This is a genomic window from Paenibacillus sp. XY044, assembly GCF_002257645.1.
GTDB lineage: Bacteria > Bacillota > Bacilli > Paenibacillales > Paenibacillaceae > Paenibacillus_AQ.
This window is the reverse complement of sequence record NZ_NQMO01000006.1, coordinates 91,898-114,285: the sequence shown is the minus strand read 5'-3', so window position 1 is coordinate 114,285 and position 22,388 is coordinate 91,898. Positions and strand designations below refer to the sequence as shown.

Annotated in this window: 22 protein-coding genes and 1 pseudogene; 5 read left to right on the top strand and 18 right to left on the bottom strand. The window is 52.8% G+C overall.

Translation table 11 applies throughout. The features are described 5' to 3' along the window. Nucleotides 1-254 precede the first annotated feature (254 nt). Nucleotides 255-572, top strand: coding sequence for a winged helix-turn-helix transcriptional regulator (locus tag CJP46_RS23005; protein WP_076173085.1), 318 nt, complete (start codon nt 255-257; stop codon nt 570-572). Between the two features lie 177 nt (nt 573-749). Here the strand turns inward: CJP46_RS23005 and CJP46_RS23000 are convergent, their stop codons facing one another. The 4 genes from CJP46_RS23000 to CJP46_RS22985 all read right to left on the bottom strand — a co-directional run bounded on the left by CJP46_RS23000 (nt 750) and on the right by CJP46_RS22985 (nt 3,522). Beyond that, entirely contained in the window at nt 750-1,568 is an 819-nt protein-coding gene (locus CJP46_RS23000; protein WP_094597969.1) for an SDR family oxidoreductase, read from the bottom strand. Nucleotides 1,569-1,642: 74 nt separating this feature from the next. Beyond that, the gene (locus CJP46_RS22995; protein WP_094598239.1) at nt 1,643-2,221 is read right to left on the bottom strand and encodes a TetR/AcrR family transcriptional regulator; all 579 of its coding nucleotides are present in this window, start codon (nt 2,219-2,221) and stop codon (nt 1,643-1,645) included. Between the two features lie 246 nt (nt 2,222-2,467). Further along, complete coding sequence (locus CJP46_RS22990; RefSeq protein WP_094597968.1) at nt 2,468-3,043, bottom strand: NADPH-dependent FMN reductase; 576 nt, start codon at nt 3,041-3,043, stop codon at nt 2,468-2,470. 140 nt (nt 3,044-3,183) lie between these two features. After that, on the bottom strand, nt 3,184-3,522 hold the full coding sequence (locus tag CJP46_RS22985; protein WP_179281285.1) for an antibiotic biosynthesis monooxygenase family protein: 339 nt from the start codon (nt 3,520-3,522) through the stop codon (nt 3,184-3,186). A gap of 268 nt (nt 3,523-3,790) precedes the next feature. On the opposite strand from CJP46_RS22985, the gene CJP46_RS22980 reads away from it, so the two are divergent. After that, nucleotides 3,791-4,867: an LCP family protein gene (locus CJP46_RS22980; protein ID WP_256992480.1), complete on the top strand. Its 1,077-nt coding sequence runs from the start codon at nt 3,791-3,793 to the stop codon at nt 4,865-4,867. A gap of 152 nt (nt 4,868-5,019) precedes the next feature. On the opposite strand, the gene CJP46_RS22975 is transcribed toward CJP46_RS22980, so the two are convergent. From CJP46_RS22975 to CJP46_RS22920, 12 genes and pseudogenes are all read right to left on the bottom strand, one after another. Further along, on the bottom strand, nt 5,020-6,555 hold the full coding sequence (locus CJP46_RS22975) for a serine hydrolase domain-containing protein (protein WP_094597966.1): 1,536 nt from the start codon (nt 6,553-6,555) through the stop codon (nt 5,020-5,022). A gap of 76 nt (nt 6,556-6,631) precedes the next feature. Beyond that, nucleotides 6,632-6,808, bottom strand: a pseudogene (locus CJP46_RS22970) (winged helix-turn-helix domain-containing protein); the annotation flags it as partial. A gap of 180 nt (nt 6,809-6,988) precedes the next feature. Then, nucleotides 6,989-7,582, bottom strand: a complete 594-nt coding sequence (locus CJP46_RS22965; protein WP_094598237.1) for a YdhK family protein — start codon at nt 7,580-7,582, stop codon at nt 6,989-6,991. Between the two features lie 248 nt (nt 7,583-7,830). Then, the gene (locus tag CJP46_RS22960; protein WP_094597964.1) at nt 7,831-8,616 is read right to left on the bottom strand and encodes an AraC family transcriptional regulator; all 786 of its coding nucleotides are present in this window, start codon (nt 8,614-8,616) and stop codon (nt 7,831-7,833) included. 7 nt (nt 8,617-8,623) lie between these two features. Beyond that, complete coding sequence (locus CJP46_RS22955) at nt 8,624-9,220, bottom strand: LysE family translocator (RefSeq protein ID WP_094597963.1); 597 nt, start codon at nt 9,218-9,220, stop codon at nt 8,624-8,626. Between the two features lie 197 nt (nt 9,221-9,417). Continuing rightward, nucleotides 9,418-9,801 (bottom strand): VOC family protein, encoded by a 384-nt coding sequence (locus tag CJP46_RS22950; protein ID WP_094597962.1) that lies wholly within the window; start codon nt 9,799-9,801, stop codon nt 9,418-9,420. Nucleotides 9,802-9,862: 61 nt separating this feature from the next. Beyond that, nucleotides 9,863-10,141: an ArsR/SmtB family transcription factor gene (locus CJP46_RS22945; RefSeq protein ID WP_094597961.1), complete on the bottom strand. Its 279-nt coding sequence runs from the start codon at nt 10,139-10,141 to the stop codon at nt 9,863-9,865. 128 nt (nt 10,142-10,269) lie between these two features. Continuing rightward, complete coding sequence (phnX, locus tag CJP46_RS22940; RefSeq protein WP_094597960.1) at nt 10,270-11,109, bottom strand: phosphonoacetaldehyde hydrolase; 840 nt, start codon at nt 11,107-11,109, stop codon at nt 10,270-10,272. Further along, nucleotides 11,106-12,200 (bottom strand): 2-aminoethylphosphonate--pyruvate transaminase, encoded by a 1,095-nt coding sequence (gene phnW / locus CJP46_RS22935; protein WP_094597959.1) that lies wholly within the window; start codon nt 12,198-12,200, stop codon nt 11,106-11,108. The genes phnX and phnW overlap by 4 nt, the downstream gene beginning before the upstream one ends. 54 nt (nt 12,201-12,254) lie before the next feature. Further along, a complete protein-coding gene (locus CJP46_RS22930; protein WP_094598236.1) occupies nt 12,255-13,253 on the bottom strand; it encodes an extracellular solute-binding protein in 999 nt (332 codons plus the stop codon). Between the two features lie 176 nt (nt 13,254-13,429). Next, on the bottom strand, nt 13,430-15,049 hold the full coding sequence (locus CJP46_RS22925; RefSeq protein WP_094597958.1) for an ABC transporter permease: 1,620 nt from the start codon (nt 15,047-15,049) through the stop codon (nt 13,430-13,432). After that, a complete protein-coding gene (locus tag CJP46_RS22920; protein ID WP_094598235.1) occupies nt 15,042-15,794 on the bottom strand; it encodes an ABC transporter ATP-binding protein in 753 nt (250 codons plus the stop codon). Before CJP46_RS22920 ends, CJP46_RS22925 begins: the two co-directional genes overlap by 8 nt. A 306-nt stretch (nt 15,795-16,100) precedes the next feature. Between CJP46_RS22920 and CJP46_RS22915 the strand changes: the two genes are divergently transcribed. After that, the gene (locus CJP46_RS22915) at nt 16,101-16,865 is read left to right on the top strand and encodes a DeoR/GlpR family DNA-binding transcription regulator (protein WP_094597957.1); all 765 of its coding nucleotides are present in this window, start codon (nt 16,101-16,103) and stop codon (nt 16,863-16,865) included. Between the two features lie 87 nt (nt 16,866-16,952). Here CJP46_RS22915 and CJP46_RS22910 read toward each other — a convergent pair whose 3' ends face one another. Next, nucleotides 16,953-18,344 (bottom strand): MATE family efflux transporter, encoded by a 1,392-nt coding sequence (locus CJP46_RS22910; RefSeq protein WP_094597956.1) that lies wholly within the window; start codon nt 18,342-18,344, stop codon nt 16,953-16,955. Nucleotides 18,345-18,714: 370 nt separating this feature from the next. On the opposite strand from CJP46_RS22910, the gene CJP46_RS22905 reads away from it, so the two are divergent. After that, nucleotides 18,715-20,610 carry an S-layer homology domain-containing protein gene (locus CJP46_RS22905; protein ID WP_094597955.1) on the top strand — a complete coding sequence of 632 codons (1,896 nt, stop codon included), beginning with the start codon at nt 18,715-18,717 and terminating at the stop codon, nt 20,608-20,610. 150 nt (nt 20,611-20,760) lie between these two features. On the opposite strand, the gene CJP46_RS22900 is transcribed toward CJP46_RS22905, so the two are convergent. Continuing rightward, nucleotides 20,761-21,648, bottom strand: a complete 888-nt coding sequence (locus CJP46_RS22900; protein WP_094597954.1) for a helix-turn-helix transcriptional regulator — start codon at nt 21,646-21,648, stop codon at nt 20,761-20,763. 126 nt (nt 21,649-21,774) lie between these two features. On the opposite strand from CJP46_RS22900, the gene CJP46_RS22895 reads away from it, so the two are divergent. Further along, nucleotides 21,775-22,374 (top strand): maltose acetyltransferase domain-containing protein, encoded by a 600-nt coding sequence (locus tag CJP46_RS22895; RefSeq protein WP_218831050.1) that lies wholly within the window; start codon nt 21,775-21,777, stop codon nt 22,372-22,374. The last annotated feature ends 14 nt before the right edge of the window (nt 22,375-22,388 follow it).

Here is a 22,388-nt window from a genome sequence, read left to right as displayed (position 1 = left end):
GGCAGCTAAATCCGTTGCAACAAGGTTACTTTTAATAACCTGTTGAATTCACATTGGCAATCATAAACCCATTTAAGCGATTAGTCAACAGATTCTTGTCCAAATTATGAACGGAGATAAATCCCCTTTGATGACAGCGCTTTCTATGATATTATAATGGCAATGTATGACCATTGAAGGCTGGATTTGGAATCCTGACAGAGATCATAACTTGTTAATATTAAGTAACCAGTGCACACAAGGGGGTCAGCACTATGGATGAGAAACGCGCCAGGCTTTTATGCGAAAAGGTAGAGCTCGCACACCAGATCACAGGGAAGAAGTGGGTTAGCCTGATTGTTCATACCCTAATGGAGGAACCAAAGCGTTTTAGCGAAATTCATGCATACATCCCTGATCTCAGCAAACGCATGCTCAACGAACGCATTAAAGAGCTGGAGGATAACGGTATCATCATCCGCAATGTCATTACCGAGCGGCCGATCCGTACGGAGTATTCCCTGACACGCAAAGGGACCGAGCTCGGCAGAGCGCTTCAAGCCGTTGAGGAATGGGCCGAGAAATGGTTCTAACCGGAATCATCATGTTTATCATCTGCGAAAAAGGAAAAGATCAACCCCATTGGAGTTGATCTTTTTTTAGATTGCCACCGCATTCGATAGAATGTTCATTCTAATCGAATTAGAGCAGAGCCATACGGCTGTTTGTTTATGCTTCATGCAGGATTCGTTAAACAGGAAGATGGATGATTACAAGAATGTCTTGCGCATCGTCTCCAAGTATTCCTCGATCGGCACGGACTGTCTGAGCTGAACTAATTCGTGAGCCACATCCCCCACAAGTGTACGGAATTTCTTGCTCTTTCCGGTCGCCAGATCCGAAATGACGTCCACGATCGTCTGGGGATCGTCCGCATCGGCGGCCTGCGGTTGTTCTAACCGCTTCTTCAGCCCGGCCGTCAGCTCATCGTAGTCGTGTATGTCGGGATTTGTATTCCAGATCATATTGTTCATAAAGTTATTGCCGGACGATCCTCCCTGCTCCACGAGCCTCAGCTCGATATTCAGCGGTTTCAGTTCGTAATAGAGGCCTTCCGTCAGTCCCTCGAGGGCAAATTTGGACATGTTGTACAAAGATCCCAGCGGAACCGCGCTCGTCACGCCCATGAAGGAGCTGACATTGATGAACATTCCTCTCCCATTCGCCCGAAAATGCGGCAGCAAGGCCCGGATCACGTTGATTGGCCCCCGTGTATTTACGGCAAACTGCCAGTCAATCGCCTCTTCTTCCGCCAGCTCAAGCGCCCCGTAAGTGCCCATGCCGGCATTATTCACGACAACGTCGATGGTGCCGAAGGCTTCGATCGCCTGCTTCGCGGCGTTTCGAACCTGTTCGATATCGGTTACATCCAGCTTGAACAGTTGAATGTTGCTGTATGCCGTCAGCTCCGTTTCCTTTTCCGGCGTGCGCATCGTCGCCGCCACATTCCACCCCATTTTCGCAAAATGGATCGCCGTTAATTTACCCAGACCCGAGCTGGTTCCGGTAATCAATATCGTTTTGCTCATCTTGATCGCTCCTTTTCACATCCATATTGAACGTTCATTCTAGCAGGCTGAAAAACCACACCTACGGTGCGGCGTTATTTGGCAACCGACTTCCAGCAGGAGTTAATGACCGTCTGAATCACGTCATCCGTCAGCGTAAAGTGATTCTGTAAATGCCCTTTGACCAGGTAAGCCATCGTGCCGTAGTGCATCTGCACCATCATGGCCGGCTCCTGCTCGATGAACAACTCGTAATCGATCGCTTTGGCGTACAGAGCTGCCATCGACTTGCACCAGCCGCCATCATACGATTCCCTTTTGACGGCATCGTTAATATACGGGGAGAACGAATACTGTTCAATAAACTGAAAACCTTCCGGATGCGTCAGGCTGACTTGGAACACCTTCTCCCAAGCACGATTAAAGCGGGTTCGGATCGGTTCCTTGGCGTCCATCCCCCGTGTAACATACTCCCCGTTGTATAGAACGATCGCTCGATACAACTCGTTGATAATTTCTTCCTTACTTGAAAAATAATGATAAATGCTTCCGGTCGACACACCCGATTCCTTGGCAATCAGCGCCATCGACGTGGCCTGCAGCTCTTTTTCGATAATAATGCGCAGCGTCGTTTCCAATACTGCCCGCTGAACTTTGTTATATTTCTCAAACATGATCGGTTTAGCCTCCAGCCTGCTTTCATTTTTGGAATACGATAGAACGTTCATTCTAATCTTAGCGGCCCCTGACTCTCTTGTCAAGGGAATCTCGATCGAAGGGCAGGCTCACATGCTTCCAAAACCACATTATATATAGTAGAAAAAATATCGCTTTAGCGCAGGAGAGAACGCTCTCCCATGAGAAAAGCCAACCCGGCAGCCTCCTCCGGATTGGCTTCAAGCGTAAAGTTTGAGAGCGTTTTAGGCGTGGGCTTTCTCCTTCTCCCGGACGGTATGCAGAGCCTCGCTCCAGGACACAAGCTGATCCAGCATGGCGTGAACCGCCGCTTCCTGATGGGCGCCCGGTTTCAGGACGGTGTAATTTTCAAAATCGGCGTGCAATGACAGTCCTACCTGAGCGCGAACGTCGGCTACCATCAGCTCGCCAAGAATCAGACGAAGCGCCTCCGCTGCACGCGAGCCTCCGCCGCCGCCATAAGCCACGATGCCTGCCGCCTTGTTGTTCCATTCATGATACAGGAAATCGATGGCGTTCTTCAGCGCTCCGGGAATGGATTTGTTGTATTCGGGAGTCACGAACACATAGCCGTCAAACTCGGCGATTTTCTTCGACCAGGCCACCGTATGATCTTTGGAGTACTGCCCCATGATCGGTGACATCGGCTCATCGAACAGCGGCAGCCGGTAATCCGCAATATCGACCAATTCAAATCTGGCGTCGCTTCGCCCGCTTGCGATTTCATGCACCCATCGGCCCACCGATTCCCCGTTGCGTCCAGGTCTGGTGCTTCCAATGATAATTCCAATATTCATCATGACTTCATAACTCCCTTCATAGATCAAAATCGTTCATTGTGCACGCATCATTACAGTAAGCGCTTACTGTCATTCATTGTGCACTTCATTATTTCATGCGCACCGACATCCATCATGCAATCCGAACATTGCCGCCTTATTTATTCAATCGTTGCTCCGTAGGCGGCCTCGACCGTATAATAATCGCCTTCCGCCCCTTCGATCAGATCCTTGATCTTGTCGTAATGCGCGGAGAAATCCGTCTGTTTGAGCCAGGTTTGGTGTGCCTCGACGCTTTCAAAAAGTGCAATGGCTAAAGCCCTGTCACGATTCGTTGCGCGCAAGAGGCGGCTTCCAAGCACTCCCTTGACGATGCCCTGTTGTGCAAATGAACGCAGCTCTTCCGTTTGAACCTGAATGAATTCGTCCAGCTTGCCCGGCTTCACCTGAAATGCGTTGACCCACACGACCGGCTGGCCAGCCATTCTATCATCCCTCACTGCCTTCTCCCTCCTTAGGCAAAAATACGAACTTAAGAGCATAATTGTCTGTCAGCACTTACTGTCATTTACGAATCCATCTTATTCCAGAATGTGCCGGATGTCAAGGAAACAAATGCACAATTCGATTGAGGGGACAACGAAGGTTTTATTAAACACCTATTTTTGTACATTGTATAATGAAACCTATGTAAAGTTGCTCGCTTGTAATAATTATAGTATACATATGTATAGTGCTTTTTTTGATAGAAAAGGATTGGAGGATGCTATGACACCGCGTTCCAAAAAAAAGAAGAAAATGAGCCGGCTCCGCAAGTGGATGCTCAGCCTCACGGCCGTAATCGGGCTGCTGATCATCGGAGTGGGCGGATTCCTTGGATTTTTGCACCATAAAGCGATATCAACCTTACATAAAATATCGGCTGCTGCCGAATATTACGCACCTCAGTCCCAGCAGCAGGAACAGGGCGGGACCGTCAGCGAGCCGCCGGTTGAAAGCGTAACCGAGTCGGACATGAAGCCTATGACCTTTTTGCTCGCCGGAATCGATAACCGCGAAGGCAGCGGGGGCACGATCAATACCGATGTGATGATTTTGGGGGCGCTGAATTCTGAAAAGAAGTCGGCAAGCCTATTGTCCATTCCCCGGGATTTAAAAATCAGCCAACCCCAGCTGGGAACGCACAAAGCCAACTACTTTTACGCCCATTACTATATCAAGGACAAAACGGCGGCCATGGCCGATACGAAGGAGTTCTTCGGCGATTTGGTTCATATCCCGGTCGATTATATGGTCATGATCAACTTTGAAGGATTCCGGCAAATCATCGATGCCGTCGGCGGCGTCGATGTCGACGTCGACATGGACATGCGCTACAAGGATACGGCGGACGGCACGGATATCAATTTGCGCAAGGGCATGCAGCATCTGGACGGCAAGCAGACGCTTGACTTTGTCCGTTACCGGAAGTCCAACGACGGATCATCGCCGTCCTCGGATTTCGACCGAAACCGGCGCCAGCAGCAGGTGCTGAACCAGGTCCTGGACAAGCTTACTTCATTTAAAGGCATCAGCCAATGGGGGCAGGTGCTTGACATTATCGGGGAACAGGTCCAAACGGACATTCCCGCAAAAAATCTGGAGCGCTGGCTCCTCAATTACAAAAAAATGAAGCCGGACCAAATCCAAATGCAGACCGTAGAGGGCCAGTGGAAAAGTCCTTACGTGTATTGGAACGAGCAGCAACTCAAAGATGCATTGACCTCCTTGGCCGGTCAGCTGGGCCAGAAGCCAAAGAGGCTGTCAACGCTAGGAAACCGCATCGGCCTGTATTCCGGGGAGTAACGATCCACCTCCCGAAAAGAGAGAACGGAATCTTCTGATTTGTTGAAGCCGCTAACTGTATGAAGTAAATACTTTATTTTCTTCGAACACTAACTGCCTTTGCGTTTTCGTACCGCTTGGTCAAGCCGAACGTTCGTAATATATAATCCATGTTACGCTCGCTCCCGAATACTCAAAGACTTGAAAACGCCGATGACCGCCAACGTCCGTGCGATCAGCAAAGCCACGCTGCCAAGCGCCGCCGTCTCGAAGCAAAATACCAGGGCGGGCCACCCGTAAAGAGCCGTCGTCCATGTAATGTCCCGGCCTCCGAAGAGGAAGCCAAACAGCTTGAGCAGGAAGACGCCAACCAGGATCAGCAGGATGTAGGGCAAATTGCGCACGATCGGGACGAATAGCCGCCGTGTACGCATCAGCTCCACCCAAGCTTTTGCCCGTCGAACACCACGTATACTCAGAAACAAAGCGGCGATCGTCAAGCAGCCGAGCACCGTATCCGCTAACAGACCGATCGGAGTCCCCGTTTTCGGAGCCTGATGGCGCACCATCGCGTCCAATCCGTTGAAGATCGATAGCTGCTCCACTCCGAACGCTGACGTGCTGTTTAACAAAACGACGAAGCCGTCGCCCGCGTCTGGATAGAAGGCCGCATCCGACATGTACGTGAATAACGTGCCGCCGTGCTCGATCCGTATCGTCCCGTCAGGCAGCTTATCCTGTTCCCAACCAAAGGCATAATCATGGTCCGGGCCCGAAGGGACCCGCATCGCCTCCAGGCTGGCCGATGTCACAAGTGGCGTTCCGTCAGCGGCGCCGTCCCCGTTCAATTGGAACGCGATCCAACGGGCCATATCGTTGGCGGTACTGATGACACCGCCGCTCCCCTCCACAAAATTAGGTAGCGCAGGTAACGGTACCGGAACGCCGTACGCCATCGTATGACCGTCGGGCACATCGGCGTACTCTCCCGCAAATGCTATCGACGTCGTGTTGTTCATGCCAAGCGGACGGAAAATATGCTCAGTCAAATACTGATCGAACGGCTTCCCGCTCGTCTTCTCCACAAGCTCGGCCAGAATATGGTAGTTGGGGTTGTGGTAATTCCATTGAGTCCCCGGCTCGGCGACGAGACCCGCGCTTTGCAGCCTCCGCATCTCATCGTCTAACGTATGGGGCTGCGGCAGGCTCATCTCAGGGAAACCGCTATCGGCAAGGCCGGAGGACTGGTTCAGCAGCTCCTTGACGGTAATTTGCTCAAACCGCTCGTCCCGCATGACAAGATCAGGCAAATACGCCTGTACCGGCCGATCCAGATCGATTTTCCCTTTGTCGACGAGTTGCATGACTGCCAGAGCGGTAAATGATTTGCTCACCGACCCGACATACATCGGGGTGTCTCCGGTTAGCTTTCGGCCGTCCGAGCCTTTCCCGTATGCGGCTGTGTAGACGACTTTCCCGTCCTGGACAATCCCGATGGCGGCCCCAGGCAAACCAGTCTTCTTTAAATTGTCCGTCATATATGCGTCGACGGATACCGGATCAATGCCCGCTTCTCCGGATGCAGTGGCGATGCCGTGCGTGACCGGAATCGTTTTATGGGATTGAACCCAGCGGTTCGTCCCGATATAGGCCAGAGCAACGACAACCAAAGTGAGCAGAAAGATTAAAGCGGATTTTTTCATGGTCATGGACGGATTCTCCTCTTAACATAGGTTTATCTGTCCACTATGTCACGGAACTCTTAAGCAGACTGTAAAGAAAGTCTTAAGAAAACCATAAGTTCGCGTCGCTCATTTTGAAGCCGATACCCCAGACGGTACGGATATATTCCTCGTCGGGATTTTCCTTCGCCAGCTTGGCTCGGATGTTGCTGACGTGCACGCTGACGGTGCTCTCGTCCCCAAAGTCATCCTCATTCCACACATGCTCGTAAATGTTAACCTTGGTGAATGCTTTCTAAAGGTCTGATGGCTTTCGCTTGCCCATAATCTGCTGAAGAAAGCAGCAATAAACCAAAAATGTGCGATAGCGGCACAGGGGTAGCCTCTCCTGCACCGCCATTTTCTAGCAAGTGAGCTGATCTCAGAGTGAGATAAAACTTACTTATGGGACATCCCCTTTTTACTTGGCAGCCGACAGCTCGCTTCCCGTAACCCATTGATGGTTTTTGACAGGATCGCCGCCCGTCGTTGGAACATAATCCACCATATACACCGTCGTTTTCTCGGCGGAATCAATGGTCGCCTTGGCGCCCTTCATTCCCGGCATGTGATCCGCTTCCAGAATAACCTCGTCCCCCGGCTTGAACGGCTCGGCACCGGCGTTTTGGATCTCCTCGTGGATGACCCATTTGTGGTTCGTCACCGTGGGACCGCCGGTCGTCGGCGTGTAGGAGACGGCATAGGCCGTCGTATCATAGGCACCGACGATGGTGGCCTTGGCCCCCTTCATCCCTTTCATGTGGCCAGCCTCGATGATCGCCTGGCTCCCCACCTTGAAGGCCGGGTTCGCTGCTTCTTTCAACCCCTCGGGAACTTCCCCGGAGCTGGAATGATGCATCTCGTCCATCTGGTCCGTGCTCAAGTCCGAATCATCCGCTGCCTGCTCGTGATGCGACGGGCTCACGGATGCCGGTTCCGACGCGGTGTCATCGTTTTGGCACCCTCCCAGCACCAGCATAGCCGCGCCAATGAGCAGAAGCCATTGTTTTTTCATCATGTCAGAACTCCTCTTCGTCTTCAGAATGACTGTCCTCTTAACGCTTCATGCCATCCATTGTTCCCGAAGCCTCTTCGTTTAAGACGCGGCTCGAATCGTGGGTTCCATGAGGAAGTCACGGAGGGTGCCTCTCTGAGCGGACAAGATCCGTCGCGTCGTTCAGGCGCAATTGGTCCAGCGTCTGTAACGAAAAAAAACCCGCCATCCTTTCGGATGACGAGCTGTGAAACGGATTGGTGCGGAAGTCAGAGCTTCCCCTCCAAATAAGACAAATATTCGAATGCCGTCGTGCCGTACACATGCTTATAGTGGCGGTTCAAATGGGCCAAATCTACAAAACCGCAGCTGCTCACCGCGAGGTAAATATCCCGGTGCTTTTCGATCAGCTGCCTGGCCCGCTCCAGGCGGCAGTTCAGGAAGTACTGGTAAGGCGAGAGCCCGGTATTGGCTTTGAATGCCCGGATGAACTGGTATTTGGACATCCCGAACTCCCCGCTGATTTCGTCCAGGCGAAGCACATGCTCCAGGTTCTCGTGAATCCGCTCCTTGGCTTTGCGGGTGAACGACGGCGCCTTGATGTCCATCGGCCGCAAAATGTCCTGCGAGAAGTGGCCCGCAACCCGAAACAACAGCTCGCTGCATATATCCTCGGATTTACCGCCGGCGACGGCAACCGACAGGTCGAGAATGCTGCGCCGCAGCCCCGCATTGTACACGATGGGCTCGGAGAAGCGAAGTATCTCCTTTTTCCCCAGTGCCTCCAGGAACTGATCGGGATGAATGTAGAGCATGACATAATCGATGCCGGAACGATCCTGCGACCAGCCGTCATGCGTCTGCTCAGGATGAAACAGCATCACGCCGCTGCGGTGGGAGGACTGCAGGCTCCCTTCCAGGTCGTACTGCTGAACGCCGCGGAGGGTGACACCGAGCGCATACTCCTCGTGGCAGTGTTTTTTGTACGTAAAGTCAGCAAAACTCGCCGAGAGCGCCGTAATGCCCGCCGACTGCTTGTATTCGAACCGGTCCATCCTATGCTCACCCCCTTGCCATGTCCGTGATCCCGGATACCATTATGGCCGAGTATACCAGAAGCAGAGCGAAAACGGCATTCGAGATTTTTTGGTATTTTTGCAGAATGCCCTTGAGCAGCGTGCCGAACAGCCCCCAGGAAAAATAGGCGGCAACGCCGATCAGCGAAACCAGTCCCACAAACAGGGCCAAGACCCACCCTGATGAATAGTAGGGCATGACGTAAATGGGTATGACGGTAATGGTGAACAGCACCACCTTCGGGTTTAATAACTGCATCCAGAACCCCGACATAAAAGACGCCGTCTGTTTTGCCGCCGCCTTGGACACGTCCATGCGGTAAATCTGGTAAGCCAGGTACAGAATGAACAGGCTTCCGGCGATCCGCAGCACCGTCAGTACGACGGGCATCCCGGTGACCAGCTCGCGGTTCACGACAACCGAAGCAGCCACCAGCAGAGAGTAGGCGATAGACGCCCCGGCAATATATTTGGCAGCCTGCCTGAAGCCCTCCTGCCGGACCGCCGCCAAAATCACGATATTCGATGGCCCCGGCGTAAAAGTAACGATGACACAGTACAGCAAAAAAGAAGCAATGTTCATGTTGGATACTCCTTACACCATCGTTTTTTAGCATTATAGGGTGCGGAGCCGGTAAGCGGATAGTACATTATTGCAGGGGAGCTTATTCAGCAGCCATCACGTTCGAATTCAATGGTCTGTTAACGAATATAACCCCGTCCTACAATAGGACAGGGTTATCATCAAAGTTAAGCGATCAGTACCCGCCATAAGGCAGGTTACTTTTGCACAATCTGAATCAGGTTGCCGCATGTATCGTCGAAGATGGCTAATGTAAGATGGCCCATGGTTGTCGGCTCCATCGTAAACTTCACACCGTTATCCATTAGCCGCTTATACTCTTTATGAATATCCTCAACGCCAAACATGGTCGCCGGGATGCCGTCGGCAAATATTTTCGATTGATACTCCTTGGCGGCAGGATGGTCATTCGGTTCGAGCAAGAGCTCGGTACCGTCCTGCTCATCGGGAGAGACAACCGTGATCCACCTATATTCGCCGACGGGAACGTCCTCCTTTTTAACAAACCCCAGCTTTTCCGAATAAAACTTAAGTGCCTGATCTTGGTCTTGTACAAATAAACTGGTCACAACGATTTTCATCTTTTTTGCCTCCTTTGAAATTTGCGGTGTAGATGCTCTCGTAACAACGGGTACCTTTAAATTACTCTACCCATCCTTTCAGCAAATTTTTTAGCGGCTCGTTGTTGAATATAATCACGCGATATTTTCCCTTTTTTTCTGTTTTAACGAGTCCTGCATCTTCCAATGCCGCAAGATGTTTGGCGATCGCCTGTCGCGAAATCGAGAGCTCATGCTTCATAATGAGGCGTGCCGTAAGTTCATACAACGTCAACTCGTTGCGCTCGGACAGTTCGTCCAACATAAGCCGCCGAGTCGAGTCGCCAAGAGCTTTGAATATAGCGTCATTGTCCCAATTCATAAACCCATTATAAGCAACCACAGGGTTGCATGTCAATGATAAGCAACTGTAGAGTTGCATGAGGTTTAACAAAGCCAACACAAAAACCGCGCCGGAGCGCGGTTGGATGACGGCTGCATTCTATGCGATTAAAGCTCTGCGGTCTGCAGCTGCTGTGCTTGGCCCGGGCGTTTGCCCTTAGCTAGCATATGGTTGATCGTTCCGATGAGTGCCGGCAGTTCGGCCAGCGTATCGATCGTAAAATCGGCCCCGTTCGCCAGGAATGCCCGTCTCGTACGTTCCATCGCCTCGGCCCGTTCGGCTGGGGACAAGCGGTCGTAATCCTCCTGGCTCAAGCCCATCTCGGAGCTGCCGATGACGACGCCGACCGACCATACGCCGGCCTGCACGCCTTCCTGGATATCGGAGGCTGTATCGCCGGCCTTGACTACCTTCCAGGACGCGGACAGCTTCAGGTGCTCCATGTTGCGAAAAATCATGTACGGGTACGGTCTGCCATAAGATCCCGTTTCGTCCGGCGTGACGAGATGGTCCGGAAAATACCCCTTTTCCCGTGCACCCTTAGCGACGACGTCCATCATGGAGCGCGTATACCCTGTGGTGGAGCCGATCTTCAGCCCGTTCGCCCGCAGCGCTTCCACCGTCTCGATCACGCCGGGAATCGGATCGGTATATTCCGACAGGGAGGCCATCAGCGCAGGCTCAAACTCAGCGTACAGCCTGTTCACGTCCTCTTCGCTGAAATCCCGTCCATACTTATCCTTCCAAAGCGCGGAAATTCTCGGCATGGACAGCATGGCGCGGATGTGATCGATCTTGAGCATTCCCATCGGGGCCCTAGCTTCCTCCATCGTGACTTCCATGCCGGCCTGGCTGAAAATATCGACAAATACGTTGACTGGCGCAAAGCAGCCAAAGTCCACGGCCGTACCGGCCCAATCCAAAATCACGCCTTCGATCCGGTTCATCGCTTCATCCCTCCCATATATTCCTCGATTATACCGCACAACTGCTCGATGTCCTCCTCATAAATCTCTCCGATGTTGCCGATGCGGAACGTATCGACGTCCGTTAACTTGCCGGGGTAGATCACGAAGCCCCTTTCTTTCACGTAAGCGTAAAAGTCGGCAAAGCTGAAATGCCCGCCAGGGAACAAAAACGTCGTGATGATCGGCGACTGCTTTGCATCATCGATATAGGCGCGCAGCCCGATGCCCGCCAGGCGGTCGCGGAGCAGCTGGTTGTTCCGCCGGTAGCGTTCAAACCGGACCGGGACGCCGCCTTCCTCCGCCAGCTCGTCAAGCGCCTTGGCAAAGGCCGCTACGACATGGGTAGGCGAGGTAAACCGCCACTTGCCCTCTTTGTCCATGCCCTTCCACTGGTCGTAGAGATCAAGCGACAGGCTGCGCGACGTGCCCTGGCATTCCTTCAGCTTCTCCAGCCTGGCAATGACAAACCCGAAGCCGGGGACACCCTGAATGCATTTATTGGCACTGCTGATCAAATAGTCGATTCCGAGGCACGGGACATCGATCGGGATGCCGCCGAAGCTGCTCATGGCGTCGATGATCAGTGTTTTGCCATAGGCTTGGGAGAGCTCCGCTACCGTTTCGAGCGGGTTCAATATGCCCGTCGTCGTCTCGCAGTGAACCATCGCGATATGGGTAATATCGGGATCGGCTTCAAGCAAGCCTCTAAGCTCCAATTCGTCGGGATGCCGGTCATAGTCGACGCGATATTCCGCATGGTTCAAGCCGATATACTGTGCCATCTGGACGATCCGCTCACCGTAGGCGCCGTTCGTGATGATCAGCACCTTATCTTGGTCGGAAATGGCCGAGGTCATGACCGATTCGACCGCAAACGTGCCGCTGCCCTGCATCAGCACAGCGGTGTATTTCGCGGGATCGGCGCCAGCGATGCCGAGCAATTGGGACCGGATCCGCTGTGTGATTGATTTATAATCATCATCCCAGGTGCAGCGGTCCAGGAGCATTTCTTCCTTCACCGTATGGGTCGTAGTCAATGGCCCCGGGGTCAACAGCTTGTAATGATTCATAGATAAGTCACTCCCTGCCGTAAATTGAGTTCATTCTTGGGTTTTCGTCGTTTTTTATTTGGCATCGTTAAAAAACATCTGGTGCTCTTCGAGAAGCTCCACCGTCAGCGGCTTCGCGAACTTCATCGATTTGGCCGGCTTGTTGACGTCTTCCACCGTCTCGCCTTGGTAGAGGGCGACCGGATAGTTCGTGATCAGGTCTTTGCGTGCATCCTTGATGATCGTCTCGGCCATTTTCATCGCGAGGTCGGTCGTGGCGTTCTTCTTATCGACGACCGCGATCGATTCGGTCAACGAGAAGTTACCTTCCGACGGGTCGACATAATCGATCGGTGCTCCCGAAGCCTTGGCTTTGACCGCCTGGTGGCGCAGCCCGAAGCCTGCGGCTACTTCGCCTGCTTCGACCTTCTTGATCGGGCCGGAGCCCGAGCTCTCCAGATGCGGGCCGACGTTCGCGATTAAGTCGTGCAGCACCTGCTTGCCTTCCTCTTCCCCATACTGTGTGATGACGGCCTGCACGAGCAGCCAGCCTGTGGAGGAGTCCATAATGTTCGGGATCGACACCAGGCCTTTGTATTCCGGCTTCGTTAAATCCTTGATCGATACCGGCTTCTCCAATCCTTTTTGCTTCAGCACCTCGGTATTGACGAAGATCGAGCCGGTATTGGCCAGGATCGGCGTATAGTAGGACGGATAGGAATCCATGGCGTTCGGGGTAAAAGACAGGTCCTTGTACATGTGGTATTTGCTCTGCGAACTGTCGATAAAATACGAGCTCATCGTGATAAGATCGGCCTCGATATCGCTTCCCTCCGCCATCAGCTTCCCGCCGAGCTCCGAGGTACCGAGCGACTGCAGCACGTATTTGCCGTCGTAGCCGGCATTTTTCAATGCGCCCTCCATCGCGGTCACCGCTTCTTCGTCGCCGTTGGTATAGATGACGACCTTCTTGGATTCCTCCGCTTTGCTGCTGCTGCATCCGACCATGGCGATGACGAGGCTGATGGCGAGCAGGGTGAGCAGAAGGCCTTTGAACGTTTTGGACTTGGACATGGTTAAATCCCTCGCTTCAAAAGAAATGATGGTAATGCTGGCTTGCTGTTTGCTTGCTTGCGTGCTTTCTGAGACCGCTCCGCTGGGCTTGGCGCATGAGAAAATGTGATGAAAACATTTCAAATCGTGTCATTAACCGAAGTCGCAGTCTCCCTGGTGGTGAGCAAACCCCGGACTCACCGCTGCACAGTTCTTCTTCTCTGCAATATTTCGCACAGCACCTTGATGATCAGGTTAGTGAAGAAGATCAGCATGGACAGCACGAAAATCTCATTAAACTTGGCGAAATGCTGCAGTTCCTTGATTTTGCTCGCCACCACCGACGTCTGCGCCGACACCAGAAAGATGATGCCGCTGATCGTCACCATGGCGTTGACGAAGAAGTACCCGAACATTTCGATCACCGTGGCGGCCGAATTCGGCAGGACTACCCGCCGGACGGTACGCAGCCAGCTGTCCCCGAGCAGTTCCCCGGTCGTTTCCCAGGAGGGGTTCATCCGGGAAAGGGCGTTTTTCGCCATCAGATACGGTGTCGTGAACAGATGAATGATGTTGCACAGGACCAGAATCGTAAACGTCCCCTTCAGGCTGCTGCCATTCAGAAACAGCAGGTACGAAATGCCCAGCACCATGCCCGGCACCGTGTTGGTGACCATGGATATCGTATCCGTGACTCCCCGCCACCGCAGCTTCGTGCGCACATTGAGCAGCGCCGCTGCATAAGCAGCCAGCGTGCCGAAGACGGATGTCAGCAGCGCAACCCACAGCGAATGCTTGTACACACCGGTGAGATCGCCGGATCCCAGCACGCTCTTCACGTGCTTGATGGTAAACGTAAGATCGTATGGGTATCCGTTCATCCACGGCGCGATAAACATGACGGCAAATATGGAGAGTATGCCGAGTACGACAGCTATCGAGAGAATTCCGAAGCCCGTATCCCGCACGCGGTGTTTGGGCAGCGGGGTATCAGCCATTTTGTCGACGTGGAAATTGAGCTTCTCCAGCGCCTGAAGCAGCCAGATGCCGAACACCGCAGGTAACAGCATGACGACCGCAACGACCGCCCCCTGGTTAAAATCCGGAATCGAGCCGAGCATCACCTGATACAGCTGCCCTGCCACCACCTCGTAGGTGCCGCCGACCGACGCCGGGATCCCGAAATCGGTGAAGCTTAAAATAAAGGACAGGATCAACGCACCGCCCAGTGCTCCAGCCAGCGGCCGCAGCACCGTATTTTTGAAGCTGCGCAGCGTGCCGTCCCCCATTAACCTGGACACGATGATGAACTTCCGGTCCACGTAGCGGAACGCGTTGTGGATCAGCAGAAAGGCTGGCGGCAGGGTGTAAATGACATAGCCGAGCAATAGTCCGTTGAATCCGTATATTTCAAACCAGTTCCGTCCCGTGATCCGGGTGATTAACCCCTGGTTGCCGAAGGAGTACATGATGGCGAACCCGTAGGTTATCGTGGGCAGAAGCATCGGGAGGGCGACCAGGATTCTAATTGTGCCCTTGATGGGCCTGTACACGTTGGTACAGTGAATCGAATACGCAAGAATAAAGCCAAGGGCCGTCGAGATCAGCGCGGTCAGCGCCGATACTTTGACGCTGTTCAGAATGGACCGGGTCAGGTCCCGGTTGCTCCATATATCGATATAATTTGCGAGCGTAAAGCCCTGATCATTTTCCAAGGAGCGAATCAGCAGCACCAGCAACGGGATGAACAGAAACACGGCGAACAGCAGCACGATCAGGATGAAGATTACCCGCATTTCAGGCTTGACTTTATGCATGAGCTTCACCAAAAAGCTGGTAAATGTTCTGCCGTTTGATCCGCAGCTGCCGGATGATGAACTGTTCCACGAAGGCATCCGCCGGCTGATGAATGATGTCCTGCGGCGTGCCGTATTGGGCGATCTTGCCCTGGTTGATGATCAGGATTTTATCCGACAGGGTCAGTGCCTCTTCCGGATCATGGGTCACGATAATCGTCGTCAGCTTGAACTCCCTTGCGATCGATTGGATCCGCTGCTTGATCGATTCCTTGATCACCCCGTCGAGGGCGCTGAGCGGCTCGTCTAACAGCAGGATTTTAGGCTTGGTGACCAGCGTCCTGGCCAAAGCCACCCGCTGCTTCTGCCCCCCGGACAGCTCGCTGATTCTTTTCTTCACATGGGGTCCGAGCTCCAGAAAATCAATGGTTTCCTGAACCTCCTCCTTACTGATCATCCCCTTCTTGTTGCGAAGGCCGTATACGATATTGTCGTAAGCGTTCAAATTCGGGAACAGGGCGTAATCCTGAAACACGATGTTGAAACCGCGCTTGTTCATCGGCACCCGGCTGATGTCAGTGTCATGAAACAGGATTTTTCCTTGATCCATATCGGTTAACCCAAGAATAATGCCGAGAAGGGTCGTCTTCCCGCTTCCGCTCGGACCGAGGAGCGATACGATTTCGCCCGTGCCAATCTCGAGACTGATGTCTTCCAAAACTATCTTTTCGTCGAATTGTTTACGAATATGCTGCAGCTTGAGCAGACGGCTCACCTCCCATAAACACAACCCCAGTATAAAAAGCGAATGTCAATCCAAATCGGGGGTTTTGTAAAGTTGGCGTAAATTATGCATATGTTATTCATATATCATGACTAACTTTAGAAGTAATACCAGGGATATAGCACAGCAATTTATGCGGAAGTAATGAATTAATCCTGCATCATGTTTGGAACCCAACGCTTTGATTCCGCAGTTTTTCTATTGATGTTCCGGGCCTCAGTCGGTACACTTGAGGTACATTCAGCAATGATCCAAAGTTGTTCAAGTCATAGATTACAGGTGAAAAACATGCTGCCATTAGAACGACAAAAGAAAATCATCGATCTTCTGACTGTCCGCGAGGTTTTGAAGATCAACGAATTGACCGAAGAGCTGGACATCTCTGTGGATACGCTGCGCAGGGACATCAATGTGCTGACCAATCAGGGGAAAATCGTCAAAATCTATGGCGGGATTAAGCTGGCCGAGCCCAAGTATGGAGAGCCTTCCATGGATGAGCGGATGATCGACCGGCTGGAAGAGAAGGAGAGAATCGCCCGGAAGTGCTGTGAATTCATTCAGGACGGGGATTGCATATACATCGACAGCGGCTCGACGACGTACCACATTGCCAAATACATCAAGGACAAAAAGAAGCTGACGGTGATTACCAACTCCATTCCGGTCATTACCGAGCTGATGAACACCGATATTGAGCTGATGATCATCGGGGGAAAAATCCGTAAGGACGAGCAGTCGGTCGTAACGTTCGAGTATATTTTCAACTTTCACGAGCTGAACGTCCTCAAGGCGTTTATTTGCTGCAGCGGCATAACGGCTGAGCGGGGTATTTCCGACTATAACCTGGAGGAAGCGACCACGCGTAAAAAAATGATCGAGCTGTCCAAGGAAGTTTTCGTCGCCGCCGACAGCAGCAAATTCGGCAAAGACGTCACCATTGCGATCGCGCCGCTGGACAAAATCGATGCGATCGTGACGGACAACCTGGTGGACCGCAGCTATGCCGCCAAGTTTAAAAAGACACAAACGAAGCTTATTATTGCGGACGAATAGCGGTGTATCCGCCTTAACCAAAAAAAGGACTTTCCCTGGGGGAAAGTCCTTTTGTCACCGTAAATACGGAATGGATATTGTATATATTCAATCGATCAAGCGGTGCTGATACCACTTCTTGCCCAGGAAGCGCAGCAGGAAGACGGTGCCGCGCACGCCCCACTCGCAGTTCATCGCCAGCCAGACGCCAACGATTCCCCAATGCAGCACAATACCGAGCACATAACCCAGGATGACCCGGAACAGCCACATCGACAGCATGGAGACCATCGAGGTGAACTTGGAGTCCCCAGCGGCCCGCAGCGCCGACGGCATAATGAAGCTGATGGCCCACAGCGGCACTTGTGCGATCAAGTTGATGAGCAGGACCGTGAAGATGTCGCCGACGATTTCCTTCGGCGGGTGGAACAGGCTGACCAGCGGATGGAACAAGGCCATCATGATCACACCCGTCAGCACAAAGGAAAAGGACGCCAGCCACAGGAACGTCTTGGTGAACTTGCGCGCGTCCTCCACATTTCTCCGTCCGATGCACTGCCCCACCACCGTCACCAGCGTGAGCGAGAGAGCATTCGCCGGAATCTGGGAGACGCCTGCCAGCGACCCGCTGATCGCATTGGTGGCGATAGCATAGGTGCCGAGGCCGACGATGAAGATTTGGGTCAGCATTTTACCACCGTTAAAGAACATCTGCTCCGCGGCAAACGGAATGCCGATGCTAAAAATTTTCCGGAGCATGGTCAGGTTTACCTGAACGATGGACCGGAGCTGGAAATGCAGATCCGTGTCCCTTTTTACCAGAAAGTACAGCGCGCAGGCGGCCGCCAGGTACCGGGCGATGTTGATCGAGATCGTCATGCCGAGCACACCCATGTGCAGCAGGTTGATAAACACCAAGTTCAGCCCGACGTAAGTCAGGTTCATAAACAAGGACAGCATCAGCGAAGCCCGCGATTTGCCGATCCCGCGCAGCGCCCCGCACACCGCTTCAGTAATGGCGATCCCCACAAAAGACACGCCGCCTCCGAGCAAATATACTTTGGCATTGTCCATGACTTCCGGCGAGGCCGCCCCGAACAGCACGCTTAGCAGCGGTTGGTGGAACAAGACCAGGATTAAGCTCAGGGCCAGCGCAAGGATCGCGCAGGCGGAGACGGTGCTTGACGCCGCTTTGGAAACCATCAGGTCGTTGCCGTTGCCCTTATACTGCGCGACGACGACCGTTCCGCCTGTCGACATGGCTATAAAGACGCTGACCAGAAAAATATTGAGCGAATCAACCATATTGACGGCACTGATGGCGGCTACGCCGGCTGAACTGATCATAGCCGCGTTGACCATGTTCAGCGATATAATAAACGCCTGGTCGATCAGGATCGGAATAAACAGGGAGATGATCTGCCGGTAATCGATCGATTCGCCGGTAAGATGTTTGTCTAGCAGGCGCTCGGTGTTCGCCTTAAACTTTAGCTGATACAAGGGATCACTTTCTTTTTGTCGGATTAGGCATCTGGCAGCATGCCCGCGGATAATAAATGAAAAAAACCCTTCGGAAAGAAGAGTCGGCTTGCCAGGTATGCGGATCTATGGGTCCACAAAGGACATAACGTCTTGAAAAAACGGCCCTCAAGGGTCTGCCGCGTTAATCAATCATACATATCGTATAGCAGGTTGGCTTTTTTCCTCTGGTTGAGGTTATCACCGGGGGTGGCCCCTGTCAACGGTTAATTTTTGAGTATTTTTCAAGGCGTGAAAACACGGATCATTCCGGTCCGTTTAAGAGGAATTTTGCGGGTTCACAGCGAATACATGTGGAGTTTTGAAACGAATAGGGATGGAGGATTCATCGATGGCAAGAAAACTGAGGCCGGGCATCTTATCAGTATGCCTTGCCCTGATCGTGCTGCTCACGCTGGCCTTTCCGCAGCGGGCTTTTCTGGAAGGCGGTCAAATGCAGATTTTCGTTAAAACGCTAACCGGTAAAACCATCACGCTTTATGTTGAACCATCGGATTCCATTGAGCAGGTCAAACAGAAGATTCAGGACAAGGAGGGAATTCCTCCAGACCAGCAGCGCCTGATTTTTGCCGGGAAGCAGCTTGAAGACGGTCGGACGCTCGCGGATTATGATATCCAGAACGAATCCACACTCCATCTGGTGCTTAGGTTCTCTCTTGAGGCGAGCAATTTTGATCTGGCGACCACGAAAAATTCGGATCTGGCATTTGCGGTAAGCATGTTCGCAAGTCACTTTAGCGGGAGTGGAGAAGACGCTTTGACCGACGTGCGAATTACCTCGCTGCCTGATCCGGCGTTGGGAAAGCTGCAGCTCATAGGAAGCGAAACCACTAAAGACGTGGCGGAGTCAGATGAAATTGTTGCAACCGACTTGGGAAACTTGAAATTTGTCCCTGCACCCGATGTCACCGGTTCGACTTCATTCACCTGGAGAGGCAAGACCGATGAAGGCAAATATTCCACGGAAGCCAAAGTCAACATTACGATCCGGAACCCCAAAGCCGATCTGGGCAGCTTAAGTTTCTCCACCGGACAGCTGAGTCCGGAATTTGACCCAACCGTCTCGACTTACAAATTGCTGGTCCCCTGCGGCGTTTCAGAAGTGACAGTAAAGGCTGCCGTGGCGGATCCCACTTCCACGATCGTCATTAACGGACCGCTTGCAAGCAGTGGAGTGGAAACCAGTGTTGTGCTACACTCTGGGATTACGGAAATCTTCTTGACTGTAACGGCACAGGATGGGACGACAGGCCAATATACGGTTGAGGCCTCCTATCCGGACTGCACCGCTCCTGCGTGGCCAGCCGACAGCCGCTTAACCTTTTCCGGCATCACGGCCGGAAGCCTGACACTGAACTGGCCGGTGGCAACGGACGATACCGGCGTGGCATCGTACCGTATCGTGTCAGGCACGGGCAGCGCAGTGACGGTCAGCGGCAGCGTCTATGCGTACGACGCCACCGGTCTGACGTCCGATACCGCTTATACGTTCAGCGTCACCGCCCTGGATGCGGCGGGCAACGAAAGCCTCCCGCTGACGGGAAGCGCCGTGACCGCCAGCAGTCCTGGCGGAGGATCCGGCTCTACCAGCACACCGGTCTCTCAGCCTGCCCCGCCGGCACAGGAGCCGAAGCCTCCTGCTGAACCGGATCCAGAGCCCGAGCCGCCGATGCCTGAAGCGGACCCATTCAGCGATATCGCCAATCACTGGGCCTGGGCGGATATCCTCCGCGCCGTGAAGCTGGGGCTGGTCCGCGGCTACCCGGACGGCACGTTCGGCCCGAACATGCCGGTGTCGCGGGCGGAGTTCACCGTCATGCTGGCGCATGCACTGGATTTGCAGCCTGGTCAGGATGACCCGTCGCACCCGTTTACCGATCAGAGCTCGATCGGGTTCTGGGCTGTGGGCGCGGTAAACGCCGCGTACCAGTCGGGAGTGATCGCCGGATATCCGAACGGACAATTCCGGCCTTGGGCGCCCATCTCCCGTGCGGAGATGGCGGTCATGACCGCCAAGGCGCTGGGCCTGGCACAGGAAGCCGCGGGGCATACCTCGTTTAACGATGACGCCCTGATCCCGGCATGGGTGAAGCCCGCGGCGGCGGCCTTGGAAGAGCATGGCCTGACCGTGGGCCGCGACGGACGGAACTTTGCCGCCGCAGCCCCGACGACCCGTGCCGAGGCCCTTGTCATGCTGCTTCGCCTGATGGACAATCAGCAATCCTAGGCCGACGCCGATGCTTTAAAACGGTCGAACAAGCAAAAAACCACCGCCCTGCAGTGAATTGCCCCCAATGGTTAGAAATCCACTAACTGTTGGGGGCGTGGTCACCGAGGCGGTGGTTTTTTAATTTTGAAATATACAAGGGAAGTCAACCTATTCCGGGTTTGTCGTTTTTCTATACTCGGTTGGCGTAATCCCCCAAATTTTTTTGAAAGTTTCGGCAAAATAGCTGGAGCTATTAAATCCGCAGGCCGTGGAAATCTCTGTCATGTTGAGGTTATCGTTGGTCATGAATTCCAGGCTCTTTTGTATGCGGTAGCTGGTGAGGTACTCGATCGGCGTTTTCTTGACGGAGTTCTTAAATAAAGCGCAGCACTTGCTGCGGCAGACCGATCCAGCGGCGGCAATATCTCGCAACCCGATATTTTCGGCAAAATGGGTCTGAATATAGCCCAGCATATGCTTGACCGCCGCCATATCCTTGGAATGCTCCTTACGGATACCATGTTTTGCGACGGTATTCTGATGCAGCAGCAAAAATAACAACTCAAACTGACTGAGGGCCAGCAGTTCATAGCCTTCCTTTTGCTCATGGCATGTTTCATACAATTTGCGGATAAGCCGGAGTGCTTCCTCGTGCCATGCCGTTTTTTCATTTAACACAACCGCATTACTCTGCTGGTCATATAATAACGGCCGGATATATTTATTTTCGATATGCGAATTGCGGACAATCAGTTTGGGGCTAAGCAATAGCACAAGAAAGCTGCAATCATCATCCCGGTTCGAGTAACCGTAGTGCAGCCGATTCGAATTGACGAAAATGGCCTCTCCCTTCTGCAGGGTATAGTTATCCCCATCCACAAAATAATTCATGGAGCCTTCCAGAATCAGAATGAACTCCAAATCATGATGCCAGTGGCAGCTCGCACTGCGATTGTAGAAGGAAGATAATACGCCATGCCTTGTACGGATTGGAAGATACGGCGTATCGTATTCAACGATCTCCGACATATTGTCCGCAACGTTCAACTGCATCATCTTCACCCCTCCAATAAATACGATTGTTATATAAATAAGGCCGAATTCAATATAATCCAACGCTTCATTGCACTATTATTATAATGCAAACGACGAAGATATCAATCCATGCAAGGGGGCACAAACATGTCGCAACGTGACAATATAAAAAACGGCAAGCTGTTTACGGATATGGGGGAAGGCTTGCCGGAGGAACGGCTACGAGGTAAAGAACTCGTATATGACTTTAACCATACGAGACCTTCAGAACAAGAAAAGCGGGCAGCACTGGCCAAAGAGCTCTTCGGAAGCTACGGCGCCCATTGTTGGATCGAGCCTCCCCTGCACTTGTGCTATGGGGCCCACACGTTTATTGGAGACGGTTTTTATGCCAATACGAACTTAACCATCATGGATGATACGACGGTTACGATCGGTAATGGCGTCCTCTTAGGACCCAATGTCACCATCTGTACGGTTGGCCATCCCATCGATCCTGATTTGCGGGCTACTGGGCAAATGTACGCCTTCCCCGTTGTGATTGAAGATGGTGTATGGATCGGGAGCGGGGCCATTATTAACCCCGGCGTGACGATAGGCAGAAACAGTGTCATTGGCGCAGGAAGCGTCGTCACCAAAGATGTGCCTCCCGGTGTTATCGCCGTTGGCAATCCTTGCAGAGTGCTTCGCGAAATCAATGAGGAGGACAAGATCTATTATTACAAGGACCGAAAAGTAGAATCATGAAGCCTGCAAGGCGC